9 protein-coding genes are annotated in these 17106 nt (G+C 32.0%); all 9 read left to right on the forward strand.

Translation table 11 applies throughout. The features are described from left to right. Positions 1-72 precede the first annotated feature (72 nt). Complete coding sequence (locus ES045_RS12350; protein ID WP_189663097.1) at positions 73-1011, forward strand: DUF5017 domain-containing protein; 939 nt, start codon at positions 73-75, stop codon at positions 1009-1011. A gap of 277 nt (positions 1012-1288) precedes the next feature. Then, positions 1289-5098 (forward strand): polysaccharide lyase family 8 super-sandwich domain-containing protein, encoded by a 3810-nt coding sequence (locus tag ES045_RS12355; RefSeq protein ID WP_147116600.1) that lies wholly within the window; start codon positions 1289-1291, stop codon positions 5096-5098. Positions 5099-5214: 116 nt separating this feature from the next. Then, a complete protein-coding gene (locus tag ES045_RS12360; protein ID WP_147116601.1) occupies positions 5215-6492 on the forward strand; it encodes a T9SS type A sorting domain-containing protein in 1278 nt (425 codons plus the stop codon). Positions 6493-6714: 222 nt separating this feature from the next. Continuing rightward, a complete protein-coding gene (locus tag ES045_RS12365; protein ID WP_147116602.1) occupies positions 6715-7941 on the forward strand; it encodes a glycoside hydrolase family 88 protein in 1227 nt (408 codons plus the stop codon). Between the two features lie 121 nt (positions 7942-8062). Then, on the forward strand, positions 8063-9568 hold the full coding sequence (locus tag ES045_RS12370) for a sulfatase (protein WP_147116603.1): 1506 nt from the start codon (positions 8063-8065) through the stop codon (positions 9566-9568). Positions 9569-9659: 91 nt separating this feature from the next. After that, positions 9660-10334 (forward strand): hypothetical protein, encoded by a 675-nt coding sequence (locus ES045_RS12375; RefSeq protein ID WP_147116604.1) that lies wholly within the window; start codon positions 9660-9662, stop codon positions 10332-10334. 44 nt (positions 10335-10378) lie between these two features. Then, on the forward strand, positions 10379-13432 hold the full coding sequence (locus tag ES045_RS12380) for a chondroitinase family polysaccharide lyase (protein WP_189663098.1): 3054 nt from the start codon (positions 10379-10381) through the stop codon (positions 13430-13432). Positions 13433-13594: 162 nt separating this feature from the next. Further along, the gene (locus tag ES045_RS12385; RefSeq protein ID WP_147116606.1) at positions 13595-15202 is read left to right on the forward strand and encodes a DUF4955 domain-containing protein; all 1608 of its coding nucleotides are present in this window, start codon (positions 13595-13597) and stop codon (positions 15200-15202) included. 22 nt (positions 15203-15224) lie between these two features. Further along, on the forward strand, positions 15225-17099 hold the full coding sequence (locus tag ES045_RS12390) for an alpha-L-fucosidase (protein WP_147116607.1): 1875 nt from the start codon (positions 15225-15227) through the stop codon (positions 17097-17099). The last annotated feature ends 7 nt before the right edge of the window (positions 17100-17106 follow it).

Below are 17106 nucleotides of genomic sequence, written 5' to 3' on the forward strand. Positions count from 1 at the left end.
TTGGTTTCAACTGTTTACTGGATGTAAAAAGTTGAAACCAGTTTTAATATGAATAAATTAAAAACATTTAAAATGAAAAAAATAGTTTACAGATTAACAATGTTGATTCTAGTAACCTTAGGGTTTCAGAGTTGTGAAGATCTAGATGAAATAACGAACCCTAATTTTGATGTTGCTTTTAATGCAACAGCTAAAGTAGGTGAACCAGTTGAGTTTAAAATCAGTAACGCTCCAGATTTTTTAAGTTTCTTCTCAGGCGAAACTAGTCGTGAATTTAGAAATAGTAATCGTTTAAAAGCAGATGGTACGTTTTCTTTATCTTTTGATACTGCTAGACATTATTTTGATGGCGCCAGTAGATCTGACAATGCTTGGAACTTATTAGTATCCACAGATTATACAGGATCTGGTAAAGTAGAAGATGTACAAGCTGCTACTTGGACAGATATTACAGATCGTTTTACATTTGCAACAGCAAGAACATATAGCCAAACCAATTCTGGAACTGTAGATATTAGCGATTTAGCAAGCGATCTACCTACTTATTTTGCCATAAGAGTAAATGCTGAAGGAAAAAAATCTGAAGGAAACAGACAAGGTGTTTTTCGTTTACATAGCTTTGATATCTCTCTAGCAGTTGAGAATGAAAATTATTCATTAGATGTTACTACTATTACTAACCCAGGTTTTAAACCTGTAAATGTTGAAGGAACGCATCCTTCTAATAAAAGTAAAGATCTTTGGGTTAATAAAGGAGGTTATTTTGAAATGTCTGGAGATCAAGCAGAATATACAAACGATGATTGGTTAATAAGTCGTCCAATAAATTTATCAGGAGCTGTTGAACCAGATCGTGGAGAGCCTTTAAAATCATATACAGATATCCTTAAGTCGTTTCAGTATATATATTCAGAGGCTGGTACTTATTCAGTAGTATTTGTTGGAAGCAACGAAACAATACATGGTCAAAAGGATAGCATGAAGGAATTTACTATTACGGTTACAGATTAATATTTTTTGGTTAATAATATTTCAGAACCTTCAAAGTCTTTACAAGTATAATGTATCGTTCTTTGAAGGTTTTTTTGGTTAATTAAGAGATTAATTTTTAGCCTACATTATTATAAAATAATCTTTTAGAAAGTAGGAAAAGAAACAAACCTATTAGATAATTGAAGTTGATGTTTAGATATTCAAAAATTAATAATGAAACAATAATTATAGTTAATATTTTAAAAATAAGTGACAAGCGAGTTAATTCAGTAACAACAGATTACACCTTAAAAAGATGAAACATATATACCCTTTAACGCTACTTTTCCTCATAGTAGTAAATATTTCTTTTGCACAAGTAAATACAAGTTCAACAACATGGGATCCAATAGGTAATGTAGTTATAACTACTGTAACAGATGATGCAGACAATGGAGATGGTGTTGGAGATGGCGCTACTTTTGTAGACGGACAATCGACCGCTACAGGACAAGGTGCTGCATACACTTTTGGAGGAACAATGCAGTTGGGAGAATCTATAACGATTAGTACTTATACTTATAATCGAAATAGTTCTTATGTAAATCTTAAGGTTGAATTATATAATAAAACAAATTCTAGAGTATTAAAAACATCACCAATAATTAAGCATGATGGAAATGATACAACACCAGTAAATACAACTTTAAGTTATACTGCGGTTTCTGCAGACAATGGAGATGTTTTACAAATACGTTATATAAGAACAGATAACGGAAATACAGCAAGAGATTTTGCTATCGATAATATCTTGTTAGTAGGACCTTGTCCTTTTACAGTAACACCAGATTTACCTTTAATAGCATCAAATGCAACTATAGAAGCAGAAATTAATACAGCCGTTGATAGATTTTCAGATAGGTATTTGGGTACAAACACACCGTCTGCAAATGAATTGTCTTCTGCAGAAAACGCCTATGCAGCATTAAATATAAATGTTTCTGGGGGTACTATTACTGGAAACACACCCTCAAACTTTAAGGAGGCTTCTTTCTTAAAAACATTTGCAAAACAGTTGAAATTTAATCCTACAGACACCAATATTAAAACAAAAGCCAACAATACAGTTTGGTGGTTCTCGAAACAATTTTGTTCTGGTGATTTAGCTATAGATAATCAATTGTACTCTTATGAGGATTTTGCAAGACCTGCTTCTTTGTTAAAAGATTTTCTAGATTTAAATGTAAAAAGTTTATTTGAATATACTTTGTATAAACACTCCGTAGAATTTGAACATTTTTGGGAACCTACTTTCGATACCAATTATCAAATAAATAATAATGCTATTAATACAGATATGATTTTTAATATTTCTGATGTAATGCTAGCTTATAGTTTATGGCATAATACACCAGAAGAGCGTTACAGATACATGCGTGCATACAAACGTTTTATAAACCGCTTCTTTTCTTACACTTCTGGTACATCCGAAGGTATTAAAGTAGATGGTTCTGGCTTTCATCACTGGACAGCTTATAATAATTACATGTATGCCTATAACACAGCAGCCAACATATTATCTTATTTAAGTGGTACGAGTTTTCAGGTAGACCAAGCAAATTATCAGGTGTTTCGTAATGCTTTTCTTACTCAATACATACAAGCAAACGATGCGGGAATTCAGGCATTATCAACTGCAGGGAGAAATCCTCAAAGTAGAACGAGACCATTGTCTCAATCTACACTTAAAAGAATAGCAGTTGTAGGTGGAGATATTCTTGGTTTATCCACAGCTGATCCAATTTTTGCTGGGATGCATAATAGAATTTATGGTTCAGATGCCGAATTTAATTACAGTACAGTTGCACCTTTTACTGAAGGTTTTTTTCAATTTAATCACGCTATGGCAGCTGCTTATAGAAAAAATGGTTGGGTTGTATTTAATAAAGGTTTTTCTAGTAATATGTGGGGTAGTGAGGCTTACCCACCACAGAACAGATATGGGCGTTATCAAAGTTATGGTGCACAAGAAGTTATTTATCCAGGGAATAAAGAAACAGGAAATGGTTACGACGTAAATACTTGGAACTGGAATTATAATCCAGGTACAACTGTTATTAGATTACCGTGGGCAAATTTACATGCAGAACGTGGCCGTTTAGATGAAGAACAACAAAAAAGATTTGTTGGAGCTCTAAACTTAAAAAATAAAGGGAGTGAGTTGTTGACTAATAATCATGGAGATTATGGCATGTTTGCTATGGATTTTCAGGAAAAAGAAGGTCAGGGTTTTAGTACAACGCATTCATCAGAAAATCATAATAACACGTTTACATTTAAAAAATCAAATTTTTATTTTGATGATATCATTGTGTGTTTAGCTTCTGGAATAAATAATAACGATACTTCAAACGAAACGATTACCACCTTATATCAACGTTTAGATAATAAGGGTGTTAGTCCTAATGTTAATGGAGTAAACCAAGCATCATCAGGAGAAATAACTTACGGTGGAGCTTCAAACAACTGGCTACTAAGCAATTATAATACGGGGTTTTATTTACTTCCAGGTAATCATTCTTTAAAAGTTAAAAAGGAAGTACAGCAGACACCGAATCAAAATCAAATTTGGCCTGTAGATTTTAGTAGCAATCCTACAGCAACTTATTATACAGGGTATATAGATCATGGAACAAACCCATCAAACGAAAATTATGAATATATATTAATGCCCAATAGTAATGCTACAGCAATGCAGTCATTACACACAGAAATACAAGGAGGCAATAAACCTTATGTAGTTCATCAGCAAAATGCAAACGCACATATTGTTGCACACAAAGCAAAAGATGTTTGGGGATATGCTTTTTTTAACGCAACAGTTAATTTGCCTTATGATAAAGTAACAGGTGTTAATGCATCATGCTTGGTAATGACTGAAAATAATAATAGCACAGGAAGATTATTGTTATCTGTTGTAGAACCAGATGTAGGTTTTAATTCTAGGTCATATAGCCCTTCTATATCGGTTACCAAACAAATAACTTTAAAAGGGGAATGGACTTTGACTCAAAGTTATGATGGAGTAAGTATTATTTCTTCATCGGCTGCAGAAACAGTTGTTCAGTTTGATTTAGTTAATGGTTTATCTAAAGAAATTTTATTAGAAGTTGTAGATTATGTGAACCCTGATTACCCAGTTGTATTTTATGAGGATTTTCAGTTTGATGCAGGTCATGGATTTACGAAACAAGTCGTTTCCCAAGGAGGTCAGGCAACTAGTGAAATAATGAAAAGAGTTACAGATGTTCCAGATGCAGTTGATAGCAATGGTCTTTTTGATCCTTCTACTAACAGACCTTCTAATAGAATTCCAGAAGGAAGTGCTAGTAATCAAAGAGCTATTTCTACCTCAGGGAATAATAGTACAACTAATTTTGGTGTAGATGCTTATGCGGTTATAACAACTTTAGATTTAACTGCTTCCAACCCGCTCATTAACGGTACAGATACTTATAAATATGCTTCATTTTGGACAGAAAGACGTTATGGAGATGGAGATATTGCTACAATAACGATATTAGCATCCACGGCTTATACAGGAGATCCAGCAACAACAACATGGTCTATTTTACCATTACATACAGGTAAGATAGCTAAAACTTCAGATGGCCGAAAATATGTACATGGAGCAGTAGATCTAACCTCATTTGCCAATAGTAGTAATGGTTCTAACGTAACTTTAGCTTATCGCTATCAAGGTAGCACGACTGCACATAGTGGAGCCAATAGAAATGGAACGTTTTATTTTTCTGATTTACAATTTTATGTACAATCGGTGCCGCTATCTGTTCCGTTATATATTTCGGAAAGTGCATTAAATCAAAGGATTGAGGTTTATCCAAATCCTACAAATAGAATTTTGAATATTGATGTTTCAGATGCAGCAATACAAATTAAAATGGTGCAACTTATCGATGTTTCTGGAAGAGCTATTTACACTAGTAAATATACAAATACAATTAATGTAAGTAATTATTCAAAAGGAATCTACTTTTTAAAACTAGAGACCACAGATGGTAGAGTGCTTAATAAAAAAGTAGTTGTAAATGCCACAAAGTATTAGCATTGAACAGAATCACCCCTAACATTGAGCATCTAGCACCACATAAATACTGGTAATTAAACCTAATTTTATTGTCAATAGAAAAAACACAGATTAATAACCTTTAAATTTTATTTATGATGAAAAAAATTACTCAAAAATTATTCTTTTTTATAATTGCTGTAATGGGAATTTCCATTACAACAGCTCAAGTTCCTGCAAACGGTCTTTGGTCTCCAGTTGGTAATACAACGATGTCTGAAGTTTCAGATGATGGAGATAACGGAGACGGTGCTAATGATGGGGCTTTATTTTTTGATGGACAGGATGCTGTACCAGATTTAGGAGCAAAATTCACCTTTAATGGAACTATGGAAGATGCAACTGTTTATGCTATTGTAACAAATGTATATAATATTAGAAGTTCTTACGTGAATTTTATAGTTTCTTTACATAATAAAACAGATGATGTTCAATTAGCTGCGTCTTCTACTATTTCTTTAGGAAATGGTGCAACTACGCAAGCAGTCGAAACTGTAAGTTTAACCTATACAGCTGTTGCAGATGATGCTGGAGATGTATTAGAATTAAGATACATAAGAGTTGAAAATAACTCAGGTCGTGATTTTGCAATAGACAATGCGAGTTTAAATGGAACATTTGTAACAGAAGCTTTATCAGCTGTTTCTCCTAACGGTTCATGGAGTGTTGTAGATGCTAGCGAAGCAACTCCAACAATATTATCATTCATTACTACAGACGAAGATAATGGTGATGGTGTTGGTGATGGTGCTATTTTAGTTGACGGTAAAAACACGGTCGATCCGCAAGGAGCTAAATTTACACTTACTGAAACTATGGTAGATGGTAAAAGATATAAAGCAGAAAGCACTATATATAAAGCAAGTGCATCTTATTCTAGAGCTAAATTACAGTTGTATAATGCAACAGATAACGTACTACTAGCTTCATCTGGACAATTGGTGTTTGATAATGGTGGGCCAATAAAAATTGGAACTGTTACTTATGATGCGCTTGCTGCGGATGCGGGTGATGTTTTAGAAATTAGATGGGTTAGGAGTGATGGAAATGCGGGATACCGTGATTTCGCAATAGACAATGCTAAAATAAATGATGAAACTATTACAATTAATGCAGCTGTACTTTCAGTAGCAGATGATGAATTAAGAAATGCTATTTCTGTGTACCCTAATCCTACTAGTAATTTTATTACTATTTCTAATGCGAATGCAAGCATTAAAAACGTAAAATTGATAGACGTAACAGGTAAAGTAATTTACAACAATAACAATGCAGAACCAATAGATGTAAGAAATTATTCTAAAGGATTATATATCTTAAAAATAGCCTCTAAAGAAGGCGGAGTTGCAAGTAAAAAAGTGGTTATAAACTAAGCTCTTTTTTAAATTATATTGAAAGCATTAAATCCGTAAAAAGGTTTAATGCTTTTTTTTTTAATTTAAAAATTTCACTGTATTAAAGGGAAAAAAGTACTTTAGGTTAAAAACACACCTCTTTATGGTCTATGCACACCTCTTGCAATTAATGGTACTTATGTATTTTTGTGTGCAATCATTTTTATGATAAAAATTAGTATATAATTTAAAATAACAAGCATGCGTTTTAAAGCTCTCCTCTTAATTATTTTGATAAGTTTAGTTAGTTGTAAAGATTCTAAAAAGAATAATGAAACAAAACAAGTATCAGAGATTAAACCTGAAATCAATTTACAAAAACAAATTGATGATTGTGAACATCAACTAGAAATAGCAGTTCCTAAATTAACAGACCTAACAAAACACCCAAGGTTAATTGATACTGATAAAAAAGAATGGAAAGAAGTAGGAAATGATAAATTAATATGGACTTCTGGTTTTTATCCTGGAGTTTTATGGTATGCCTATGATGTAACAGGAAATGAAAGATGGAAAGAGGAAGCAACAAAACGTACTGAAGTTTTCGAAGATTTTAAAAACATTACAGAGCACCACGATATTGGTTTTATGATGTTTCCTGCATACGGAAAAGGTTATGAGATTGGTAAGAAAGAGGAATACAAAGATATTTTGTTAACATCTGCAGCATCTTTAGCGACAAGATTTAACCCGAATGTGGGAACCATAAAATCTTGGTCTACGAAAATGCACCCACGTTGGAAACAGCACATTACTATTATAGATAATATGTTAAATTTAGAGTTGCTTTTTTGGGCAGCGAAAAATGGTGGAGATCAAAAGTTTTATGACATCGCTGTAAAACATGCAGAAACTACAATGAACAATCACTTTAGAGAAGATTTAACCTCATGGCATGTTATAGAATATGATTCTATAAACGGTAATGTTTTAAACAGACACACAAAACAAGGTTTTGCAGATGACAGTAGATGGTCTAGAGGGCAAGCTTGGGGAGTGTATGGGTATACGATGGTGTATAAGGAAACAAAAGACAAGAAGTTTTTAGATTTTGCTCAAAAAATTACGGACAAATATTTAGATTTATTACCAGAAGATATGGTTCCTGCTTGGGATTTTGATGTTCAAAGCAATCCGAAAGAAGAAAAAGATGCCTCTGCAGCAGCAGTTGTAGCCTCTGCATTGTTAGATTTAAGTACAATGGTAGAAAGTAAAGAAGATCAAGAAAGATATTACAATGCAGCGATAAAAATGCTAGAATCTTTAGGGTCTGATAAATACTCTGCAGTTGGTAAAGCAGATTCTTTTTTATTACATTCTACAGGAGCAAAATCTTTAGGACATGAAATTGATGTAGCCTTAATTTATGCAGATTACTACTATATTGAAGCTTTATCTAGATTGAAGAAATTAGAAGCTAAAAAATAAAATTAAAGGCTGTAATTGCAAGGAGGAACGACGAAGCAATCTGTTAGCTCAAACTCAAAAAAGATTGCTTCGTTTCGAGCAATGACAGAGTGCTTGAAGTGACAACCAAAAAAGGATTAAAATGAAGAATTACATCAAATTTTTATCATTCGTTTGTATCTCAATTCTGATGGTTTCTTGTAAAACGAATTCAGTTTCACAAGAAACGAAAAATGAGAAACCAAACATCTTGTTTATTTTTCCAGATCAGTTTAGAAATGCTGCAATTGGTCTAAATAATCAAGATCCTGTTAGTACCCCTAATTTAGATAAATTAGGTAAAGAAGGCATGGTTATTTCAAATGCTATTAGTAATTATCCTTTATGTAGCCCGTATCGTGGAATGCTAATGACGGGGAAATTACCTTATAATAATTCAGTTTTAAGCAACAGTAATTCTAGAAGACATAAATACAATAACTCTTGGCAAAAAGGAGATGTTAGTATTTCGGATGTTTTGGTTAAAAATGGGTATGATGCAGGTTATGTTGGTAAATTACATTTAAGATCACCGAAACCAATGGAAGGAAAAGATACCGTAGTTTGGGATGCTTATCAGCCAAAAGAATTACGACACGGATTCAATTTCTGGTATGCGTATGGTACTTTCGATCAACACAACACACCTCATTATTGGAAAAACGACGCCAAAGAAGATGAGGTTACTTATGTAAACGAATGGTCTGCAAAACATGAAGCAGATGTTATTATCGATTATATTAAAAATCCATCCCCAAAAACAAGAAGCGGAAAGAAACCATTTGCATTGTTTTGGTCTGTAAACCCACCACATCCGCCGTATCAATATGTACCAGAAAAATACTTAGAAAACTATAAAGACAAATCTTTAGAGGAACTTTTGGTAAGAGAAAATGTAGCTTTAGATTCAGACGCTTCAGAATTTGCTTTTCATTCGGGTGCTACTAGAAAAAGAACTCATTTAGCAAAAGAGCATGTAAGAAATCATTTTGCGATGGTAACTGGTGTAGATGAACAAATTGGGCGCGTTTTAAAAACGTTAAAAGACGAAGGATTAGAAGAAAACACCATTGTTATAATTACTTCAGATCATGGAGAAATGATGGGCAGTCACGGTTTAATGTCTAAAAATGTTTGGTTTGAAGAAGCTATAAACGTTCCTTTTATTATAAAATGGCCAAAGAAAATTAAGGCAAATCAGAAAAGCGATTTAATTGTAAGTACAACAGATATTATGCCAACACTTTTAAATTTAGTGGAAGCAACAGAGGGAATTCCAACAAATTTAGATGGGAGAGATTTATCTTCCATTATTACGGACAATAAAGGGGATAAGCCAACTTCTGCATTGTACTATTTTATTTTAGAAGGGCAACCAGCTTCTGGGCATCGAGGTCTAAGAACTCATAATAATACCTATGTTATTACCATTGATAAAAAGAATGTAGAACGTAAATTTTTATATGACAATGTAAATGACCCGTATCAAAAAGTAAATATTATAGGAACGGATACGGTTATAGAAGAAAAATTACATCAAGAATTATTGAAAAACTTAAAGGAAAAGAAAGATCCTTGGTTAGAAAAATATAAAAACTTAAAAGAATAATTTATTAATGAATTTGAGTGTGTTCAATATTTTCTCTATTATAAAAAATAAATTTACAGTTGCTATTTCTATCTGTGTTTTTATGTTTTGTATGAGTTGTATAAAAGAGCATCATTTAAATACAGATTATAAAATTGATTTTATAAATAAAGAGATAAGTACCGTTTCTGAATTGAAATATTGGACCAAAGATGCTAATGAATGGCAGATTGAAAACAATAGAATTGAATGTTTAGTAAGCTGCCTAGATAGAAAAATTCATTTGCAAACAACAAAATTAAGTTCAGAAGATGCAACTGTAGAAATGAAAATCCGTTTGGGTTTTTTAAATGATGAAATTACCAGTTTAAATAAAAATTGGGCGGGATTTCATATTGGTTATAAAAATAACTTATTAAATGATAATCTCGAAAATTTTAATAAGGGCATAAATATTGGAGTTTGTACAAATGGGGCTTTGTTTATTGGAAGCCCAAGTCCGAACCAAAAAAATCAAAAAATTATTAATAATTTAAAAAAGGGCCTCGATTTAAAAGTTTTAATTACAAATACAAACAACCTTTACAAGATTGATTTTTCTGTTTTAGAAGTAAAAACAGGAGAGGTATTGGGTAGAATTTCTAAAAAAGACATTGCTTCAGAAGAAATACTTGGCGACTTGTCTTTAATAAGTAGTTTTCAGAATCCTGAAAAAAATAAAGTGAATAATAATAAAAGTGTTTGGTTTCAACATTGGGAAATTAAAGGTTCTAAAGTTGAAAATTAAATAAACAATAAAAAATAATGAACAATATTAATAGTATAAAAAACATGAATTATTTAATAAAAACAAAAGTAACCTCACTGATAATCTTATTAGGGTTTTTTGGATATGCACAAGAGAAACCAGCGATAGAATCGTTTGAAAAAGAAGCGGTTTTAAGTAAATACAAGACAGTAAATAGTACTGTTTCTGCAAGTACAGATCACCAGAAATACGGAAAAAATTCTTTAAAATGGTCTTGGACAGATACAGATGCATCTGTATCAACATCAAACTTTAGAATGTTAACTGTAGATGAAAGCCCTTTAGATTATGGAGACTTTTTTCCTGCAAGTCCAACCTTACAAATGAATTTGTATAATGAAACTCCTTCAGAAGGAGAAATCACTATTTCTTACGAAAAGGATGGAAAGAAAGAAGTGTATTTTAATTTACCATTAAATTTTAAAGGTTGGCGTACCATCTGGGTTCCTATGTATGAAATGCAAGGAAACGCTCCAAAGAAAAAAGCATCTGTAGCTTATAATGGTTTTAAAATTTCTACCACAACTAAAAGTGGTACGTTATTTTTTGATGATATTTCTTTTGGTCAATTTCAAGATGACAGACATCAATACCCAGATGAATTTGTGCCTTTTATTAAAAAAGGACAAGATTTAGCAAAAGATCATTGGATGCCTTTGATGGTAAATTATGATCGTATTAAAAATATTGAAGCAAAACCAATATCGTATGCAACAAGAATGGATTTGAAAAAATTTGAGCAAAAGTTGGATGCTGATATGGAAATACCAAAGAAGTATAGGTTGTACATAGATTCTATGCGAAAAGATTTTAATGATTTAAACTTAACAGATAATGGGAAATATGTAACAGGACCACCTCTAATTTTTAGAAGAGAGCAATATGTGTATGATAAAGAACAACAAGGAAAAGACATATTTAACGATATAAAAGATTTAGGCAGAGTAATGAAAAAACTTGCTGCTTTTATGGAAAGAGGAAATGCCGAACAAAAAGCAGAAATGGAGGAAATGTATTTAACTGCAACAAAATACTATCTAGACCAAGGTTGGGTTGCGGGTTCTAATGGTGGTACTAGACACCATATTGGTTATGCAGTAAGACAAATTACAGAATCTTTTTTTATGATGCGTGGTTTACTATATAAAAACGGTTTATTAAGTGAAGTTTCTGGTAGTTTGCATTGGTTATTTAATTTAGGAATGTTATTAGATAATCCTGAAAAGTTTCACATTAATATCGATTATCTAAACACGCAATCGTATTATCATTTAATGATGATTTTCTTGTTCGAAAAGCAAGAACAACAAGCAGTAATGTTAAAGGCGTATTCAAACTATATTTCTATAACCTTAGCACAACAAAAAGAAGAATGGGGTTTTAAAGTAGATGGAACAGTGTGGCATCATAATGGTCATTATCCTGCTTACGGACTTGGTGCATTCAGTTCTGTGCCAAAAATAATTAACACATTGGCAAAAACACGTTTTAGAATAAGTACAGAAGGTCATGCTAATTTTAAAAAAGCACTTATGGCGTCTAGAATTTACAGTCAGAAATTTAATTGGGGATTTGGTAATTCAGGCCGTCACCCGCTAGAAGGCAATAACATAAAATCTTTAAAGAAGCCTTTTTTATTAATGGCAAGAGCAGGAGACCCAACGGGTAAAGAGGAAATTGATACAGAAGTAGCATCTGCATACTTACGTCTTTGGGGAGATGAGGATATTATGAATACAGCTTTATTTACCAAAGTTAAAGGGATACCTAAAGAACGTCTTGATGGTTATTACAGCTTTCCTTACGGAGCGACTGCTGTTAAAAGAGAAAATGACTGGGCAGCTTTGATAAAAGGGTATAGTAAATATGTTTGGGGATCAGAAATTTATGTAACTGCAAATAGATATGGAAGATATCAAGCAAACGGAACCATACAATTATTAAATAATAAGGGTGAAAAAGGAAGTGGTTTTCAACAAGAAGGTTGGGACTGGAATTTATATCCTGGTGCAACTGTAATTAACATGCCATTAAAAGAGTTAGAAGCAAAAAGACCTTTACTTATGTTTCGATCTGGAGAAACATTTGCCGGAGCTACTTCTTTAGATAAAGACGGTATTTTTGGCTTTGTTTTAAACGAAAAGAAAGGAAGTAATGTTGAGGGACCAGCAACTCAAGTAGGCTTTTCTGGAAAATTAAAAGCTAAAAAATCGGTATTCGCTTTTGGTGATAAATTAATTTGTATTGGTACAGATATTTCTAGTGTTGATGAGAAAAATCCAACACAAACTAACCTATTTCAAACTTTTTTAAAGGATGAAAAAGATTTAATTTATACAAATAAAGAAGAAATTAAAAAGTTTCCTTTTGCGGGAGAATTGAAAAAAAATAGTGAAGGTAATAATTGGATTATTGATCCTTATGGGAATGGTTACCATATTTTATCTAACAATGCTGTTCAATTTAAAAAGGAAAAACAAGATTCTTATCACAATAAATACTCTGTAAATACAGGTAAAATAGATAATGCTGCTAAAGGCGTAAAAGAAACAGAAGGTGATTACGCTGCTGCTTGGATACCTCATGGTTTAGCACCTAAAGACGCAAATTATCAATATGTTATTTATCCTTTTAACAATGAAGCTGAAATTAAAAACTTCGATAAGAAAGTAAAGAATGATAATTCTTATACGATTCTTAAAGCAGATAGTATTGCTCATATTGTAAAAGACAGTAAAACAAATACGATTGGTTATGTAGTTTTTGAACCTGAGACAAATTTAGAAAATGGCATTTTAAAAGCTGTTTCTAAACCAGCCTTAATTATGGCAAGAGAAGACAGTTTTAATAAAACGACTTTAAGTATTGTACAACCAGATTTAAATTTTGAAGAAATTAGAATGAACAGATTCTTCAATTTCAGTAGATCTGTGAAACTTTCTATTACTTTAAATGGAAAATGGTCTTCAGTTCTAAATGAAAAAGTGCTTTCTGTAGATAATTCTTCTGGAACAACTATTATTTCTTTAGAGTTGATAGATGGTTTATCACAAGAAATTGTATTAATTAAAATATAATCTTTTTGTAAATTAGGCTTCAAAAGATTTAATACATACTTGCTATATTTTTTTTAGCAAAAATAAGTTTAATAGAAAAATAATTAAGTCTATCCTGCAAGGTTTCAAAAACCTTGCAGGATTTAAAGAATTAAATATCAAACAAATACTAGTTTATTTATTATGAATTTGAAATTTTCAAAATATCGATTTTTAATTCTTTTATGTTTTGTAATTTCTATTACTTACGGCCAAGAAGAAGCTAAAATATGGCAAAAATTTACGGGTAAAATTTCTAACCCAGAAATACCTGTGTTATTCGATTATTCGTATGCTGGTTATAAATTAGGGGCAATTGGGGTTCCTAAAAAATTCAAAAATTTAAAAGTATTTAAGGTGACCGATTTTGGTGCAATCGCTAATGATACAATTTCTGATCAAGAGGCAATTCAAGCAACAATTAACGCGGCAGAAAAAAACAAAGGAGGCATTGTCTTTTTTCCAAAAGGAGAGTTTTTGGTAAATGTGAAGCCAATAAAAACAAATCCTATAGAAATTAGCTCCTCCAATATTATCTTAAAGGGAAGTGGGTTCGGTAAAAACGGAACGATAATCAACATGAAAAATCACATGTTGAGAAGAACACCAAACGAACCAGAATGGAAAGTAAGTTATATGTTTACTTTTTCTTCAAATAAACGAGCAAAAGCACAAACAAATATTTTAAAAAATGCAAAGGAAGGTGATTTTACCATTGAAGTAGAAAATGCAGATTTGTTTAAAGAGGCAAAGTTTATTCACTTAGAAATGCCTTATAATAGAGAAGCTGTTTCAGAATCTTTAGAAGGAAAGAAACCAAGACCACATTGGGAAAAAATTCAAGAAAAAGGTGTTACTTTTATAGAAAATCATGAAATAAAAAGTATTTCTGGAAATACAATCACTTTAAAAGATCCGTTAGTAAATGCTATAAATACCAGTTATAATTGGCAAGCAAAACCTTTTTATCCACTAGAAAATGTTGGTGTAGAAGACATCTTCTTTAAAGCGAACTTTAAAGATAAATTTAAACATCATAAAGATTATTTACATGACAATGCTTGGTCTATCATTGCGATGAGCAACGTAGCAAATTCTTGGGTTAGAAGATGTAAATTTAGTAATATTACGGGTGCAGTTTCCTTAGGGAATAGTTATGCATCCTCTATTTTAATGTTGTTGATTGAAGGAAATAGCGGCCATAAATTAACCAACGTTACTCAGTCTTCTAGAATATTAACCGGTTTAATTAATGACAAAACTAATTACGGGCAATGGCATGGAGCTTCTATGTCTCATAAAACTTCGGGCTCTGTAATTTGGCGTGTAAAAACACCAAAACAAGGTTGGGATTCTCATGCGGATATTCCTAAAAATAATTTAGTAGATTTATATGAAGGTGCAAAAATGACATCTCATGGTGGTAATTATAAGAACGAGCCACATCACTTAAAAGGGTTGACTTTATGGAACTACAAAAGAGTAGGGAAGACACAGGAAAATTACGATTACTGGAAGCTTTCTGGAGCAAGACATCTGTATTGGGGTTTCGCTGTTGTTAATCCGAATGTTGTGGGTTTACACGGCTCAAAAACTACCTTAGAAGAAAAAAATGTTGGCTATTTAGAAAGTTTAGGAACTCAAGTTTTTCCGGCATCTTTATACGAAGCACAATTAGAGCACAGATTAGGTAAAGTTCCAAAATGGATTTGCAAAAGTCTAAAAGAATGGCAAAAAATACAAAACAATTAGATTCAAAATTAAATAGCAACAAATGAAAGCAAACTATTTCTACAACCTACTTTTTTTAGGTTTCATCGTTATTTTTACTTCTTGTAAAGAGGATGTTAAAAAAGAGTCAGTAAACAGTTCAGAAGAATTAAACTACCAAAGTAATATTGAGGCGTATTTTAAAAGCAATACACCTTCTAAAGTAGATTTACCTTATGAAACTGAAGAGGAGTATCAAGAAAGAATGCAATGGTGGAAAGATGCTAAATATGGTATGTTTATCCATTGGGGGTTATACTCTCAGTTAGGTGGAGAATATAAGGGAGAAGTAACGCCGAAAATTGCAGAATGGATTCAGAATACCTTAAAAATACCAGCAGTTGAGTACAAAAAATTGATGGAAACTTTTAATGCAACAAAATTTAGTGCAGAAGAATGGGTGTCTATTGCAAAAGCTGCAGGAATGAAATACATTGTGATTACCTCTAAACATCATGATGGATTTGCATTGTTTGATTCTAAGGTTTCTGATTATGATGTGATGAATACGCCTTTTGGTAGAGACGTTATTAAGGAATTAAAAGACGAGTGCCATAGACAAGGTTTAAAATTCGGATTGTATTATTCTCATGCTATTGATTGGGATCATCCACAAGCATATATTGGCGAAGGCGAATTACAAAACCGAATGAATACAGTAGATTTTGACCCAAATGATATGGATCGTTCTAAGTATTTAAAGGAAAAATCTTTTCCTCAGTTAAAAGAGATCTTAACCAATTATGGGACTATAGATATTCTTTGGTTTGACATGGGAAAAGGTTTGGATAATGAGGAAATTCGTGAATTTGTAAAAATCACTAAAGAACTACAACCCAATATTATTATTAGCTCTAGAATTGGAGATGAAGTAGCGCCAACGAGTTTAAATAAAGATATGTACTTCGATTTTTTTACGCCTTCGGATAATTATTCTACGGGAGATCAATTTGAAATTCCTTTTGAAATGGCAGGAACAACGAACAGTTCTTGGGGGTACAGAAAAGATGACAAAGAATGGAGAGAACCTGGTTTTATTATAAATTCTCTAATTGCATCTGCAAGTAGAAACGGAAATTATTTATTAAATGTTGGTCCAATGGCTAACGGATTAATTCCATCTGAACCTGTTAAGAATTTGAAAATTGCAGGAGAGTGGTTAAAAAAGAACGGCGAATCTGTTTACAATACAACAGCTTCTCCTTTTCCTTGGAATTATAACTGGGGATATGTTACTCAAAATGAAAATAAAATGTATTTAAACGTCTTCAATTGGCCAAAAAGCAATCGAATTGAGTTGAATGGTTTGTTAACAAAAGCTGATAAAATAACTGCATTAGGAAGTTCTGATAATCTAAGTTTTACGCAAGACGGGCGTTTTTTAAGTATCGATTTATCTACTGTTACAAAACAAGATTTTGCAACTCCAATAGTTGTTGAACTTAAAAGTGCTGAATTAAATATTGATAAAAAAATATCACAAAACATAGAAAATGATATTCGTTTAGATAGAATTACAAGTCAATATATGAAAGACGAAAAACTATCTTCTTGGAACTTTACAGTGCATACACCTGGGAAGTTTAAAATAAAAATTGTTTCTAATGAAAAAGGAAATCACTCTAAGCCAGATTGGACAGGTGCTGACCAAAAAGGAAGTGTACAAGTGGCGGGTAAAATAATTCCGGTTTCTTTAACAAGAGATACAGAAATTGTAAATCCGACTTTATTCTTTTACAAAGAAATTGGTAGTAATGTTGGTGAAATAGAGTTTACAAAAAAAGGAACCTATTCTTTACAATTAAAAGGTTTTGAAATTGGTGCAGGAAAATGGACTAAAGGCTTAGGATTAAATAGAATAGAGCTAGTGCAAAAATAAAATAGAA

It is taken from the genome of Polaribacter sp. IC073 (assembly GCF_007997075.1).
Taxonomy (GTDB): domain Bacteria; phylum Bacteroidota; class Bacteroidia; order Flavobacteriales; family Flavobacteriaceae; genus Polaribacter.

Excerpts from the sequence above, each read along its gene's own strand:
- ES045_RS12350 (WP_189663097.1), top strand. The coding sequence starts at position 73 with ATGAAAAAAATAGTTTACAGATTAACAATGTTGATTCTAGTAACCTTA.
- ES045_RS12355 (WP_147116600.1), top strand. The coding sequence starts at position 1,289 with ATGAAACATATATACCCTTTAACGCTACTTTTCCTCATAGTAGTAAAT.
- ES045_RS12360 (WP_147116601.1), top strand. The coding sequence starts at position 5,215 with ATGATGAAAAAAATTACTCAAAAATTATTCTTTTTTATAATTGCTGTA.
- ES045_RS12365 (WP_147116602.1), top strand. The coding sequence starts at position 6,715 with ATGCGTTTTAAAGCTCTCCTCTTAATTATTTTGATAAGTTTAGTTAGT.
- ES045_RS12370 (WP_147116603.1), top strand. The coding sequence starts at position 8,063 with ATGAAGAATTACATCAAATTTTTATCATTCGTTTGTATCTCAATTCTG.
- ES045_RS12375 (WP_147116604.1), top strand. The coding sequence starts at position 9,660 with ATGAGTTGTATAAAAGAGCATCATTTAAATACAGATTATAAAATTGAT.
- ES045_RS12380 (WP_189663098.1), top strand. The coding sequence starts at position 10,379 with ATGAATTATTTAATAAAAACAAAAGTAACCTCACTGATAATCTTATTA.
- ES045_RS12385 (WP_147116606.1), top strand. The coding sequence starts at position 13,595 with ATGAATTTGAAATTTTCAAAATATCGATTTTTAATTCTTTTATGTTTT.
- ES045_RS12390 (WP_147116607.1), top strand. The coding sequence starts at position 15,225 with ATGAAAGCAAACTATTTCTACAACCTACTTTTTTTAGGTTTCATCGTT.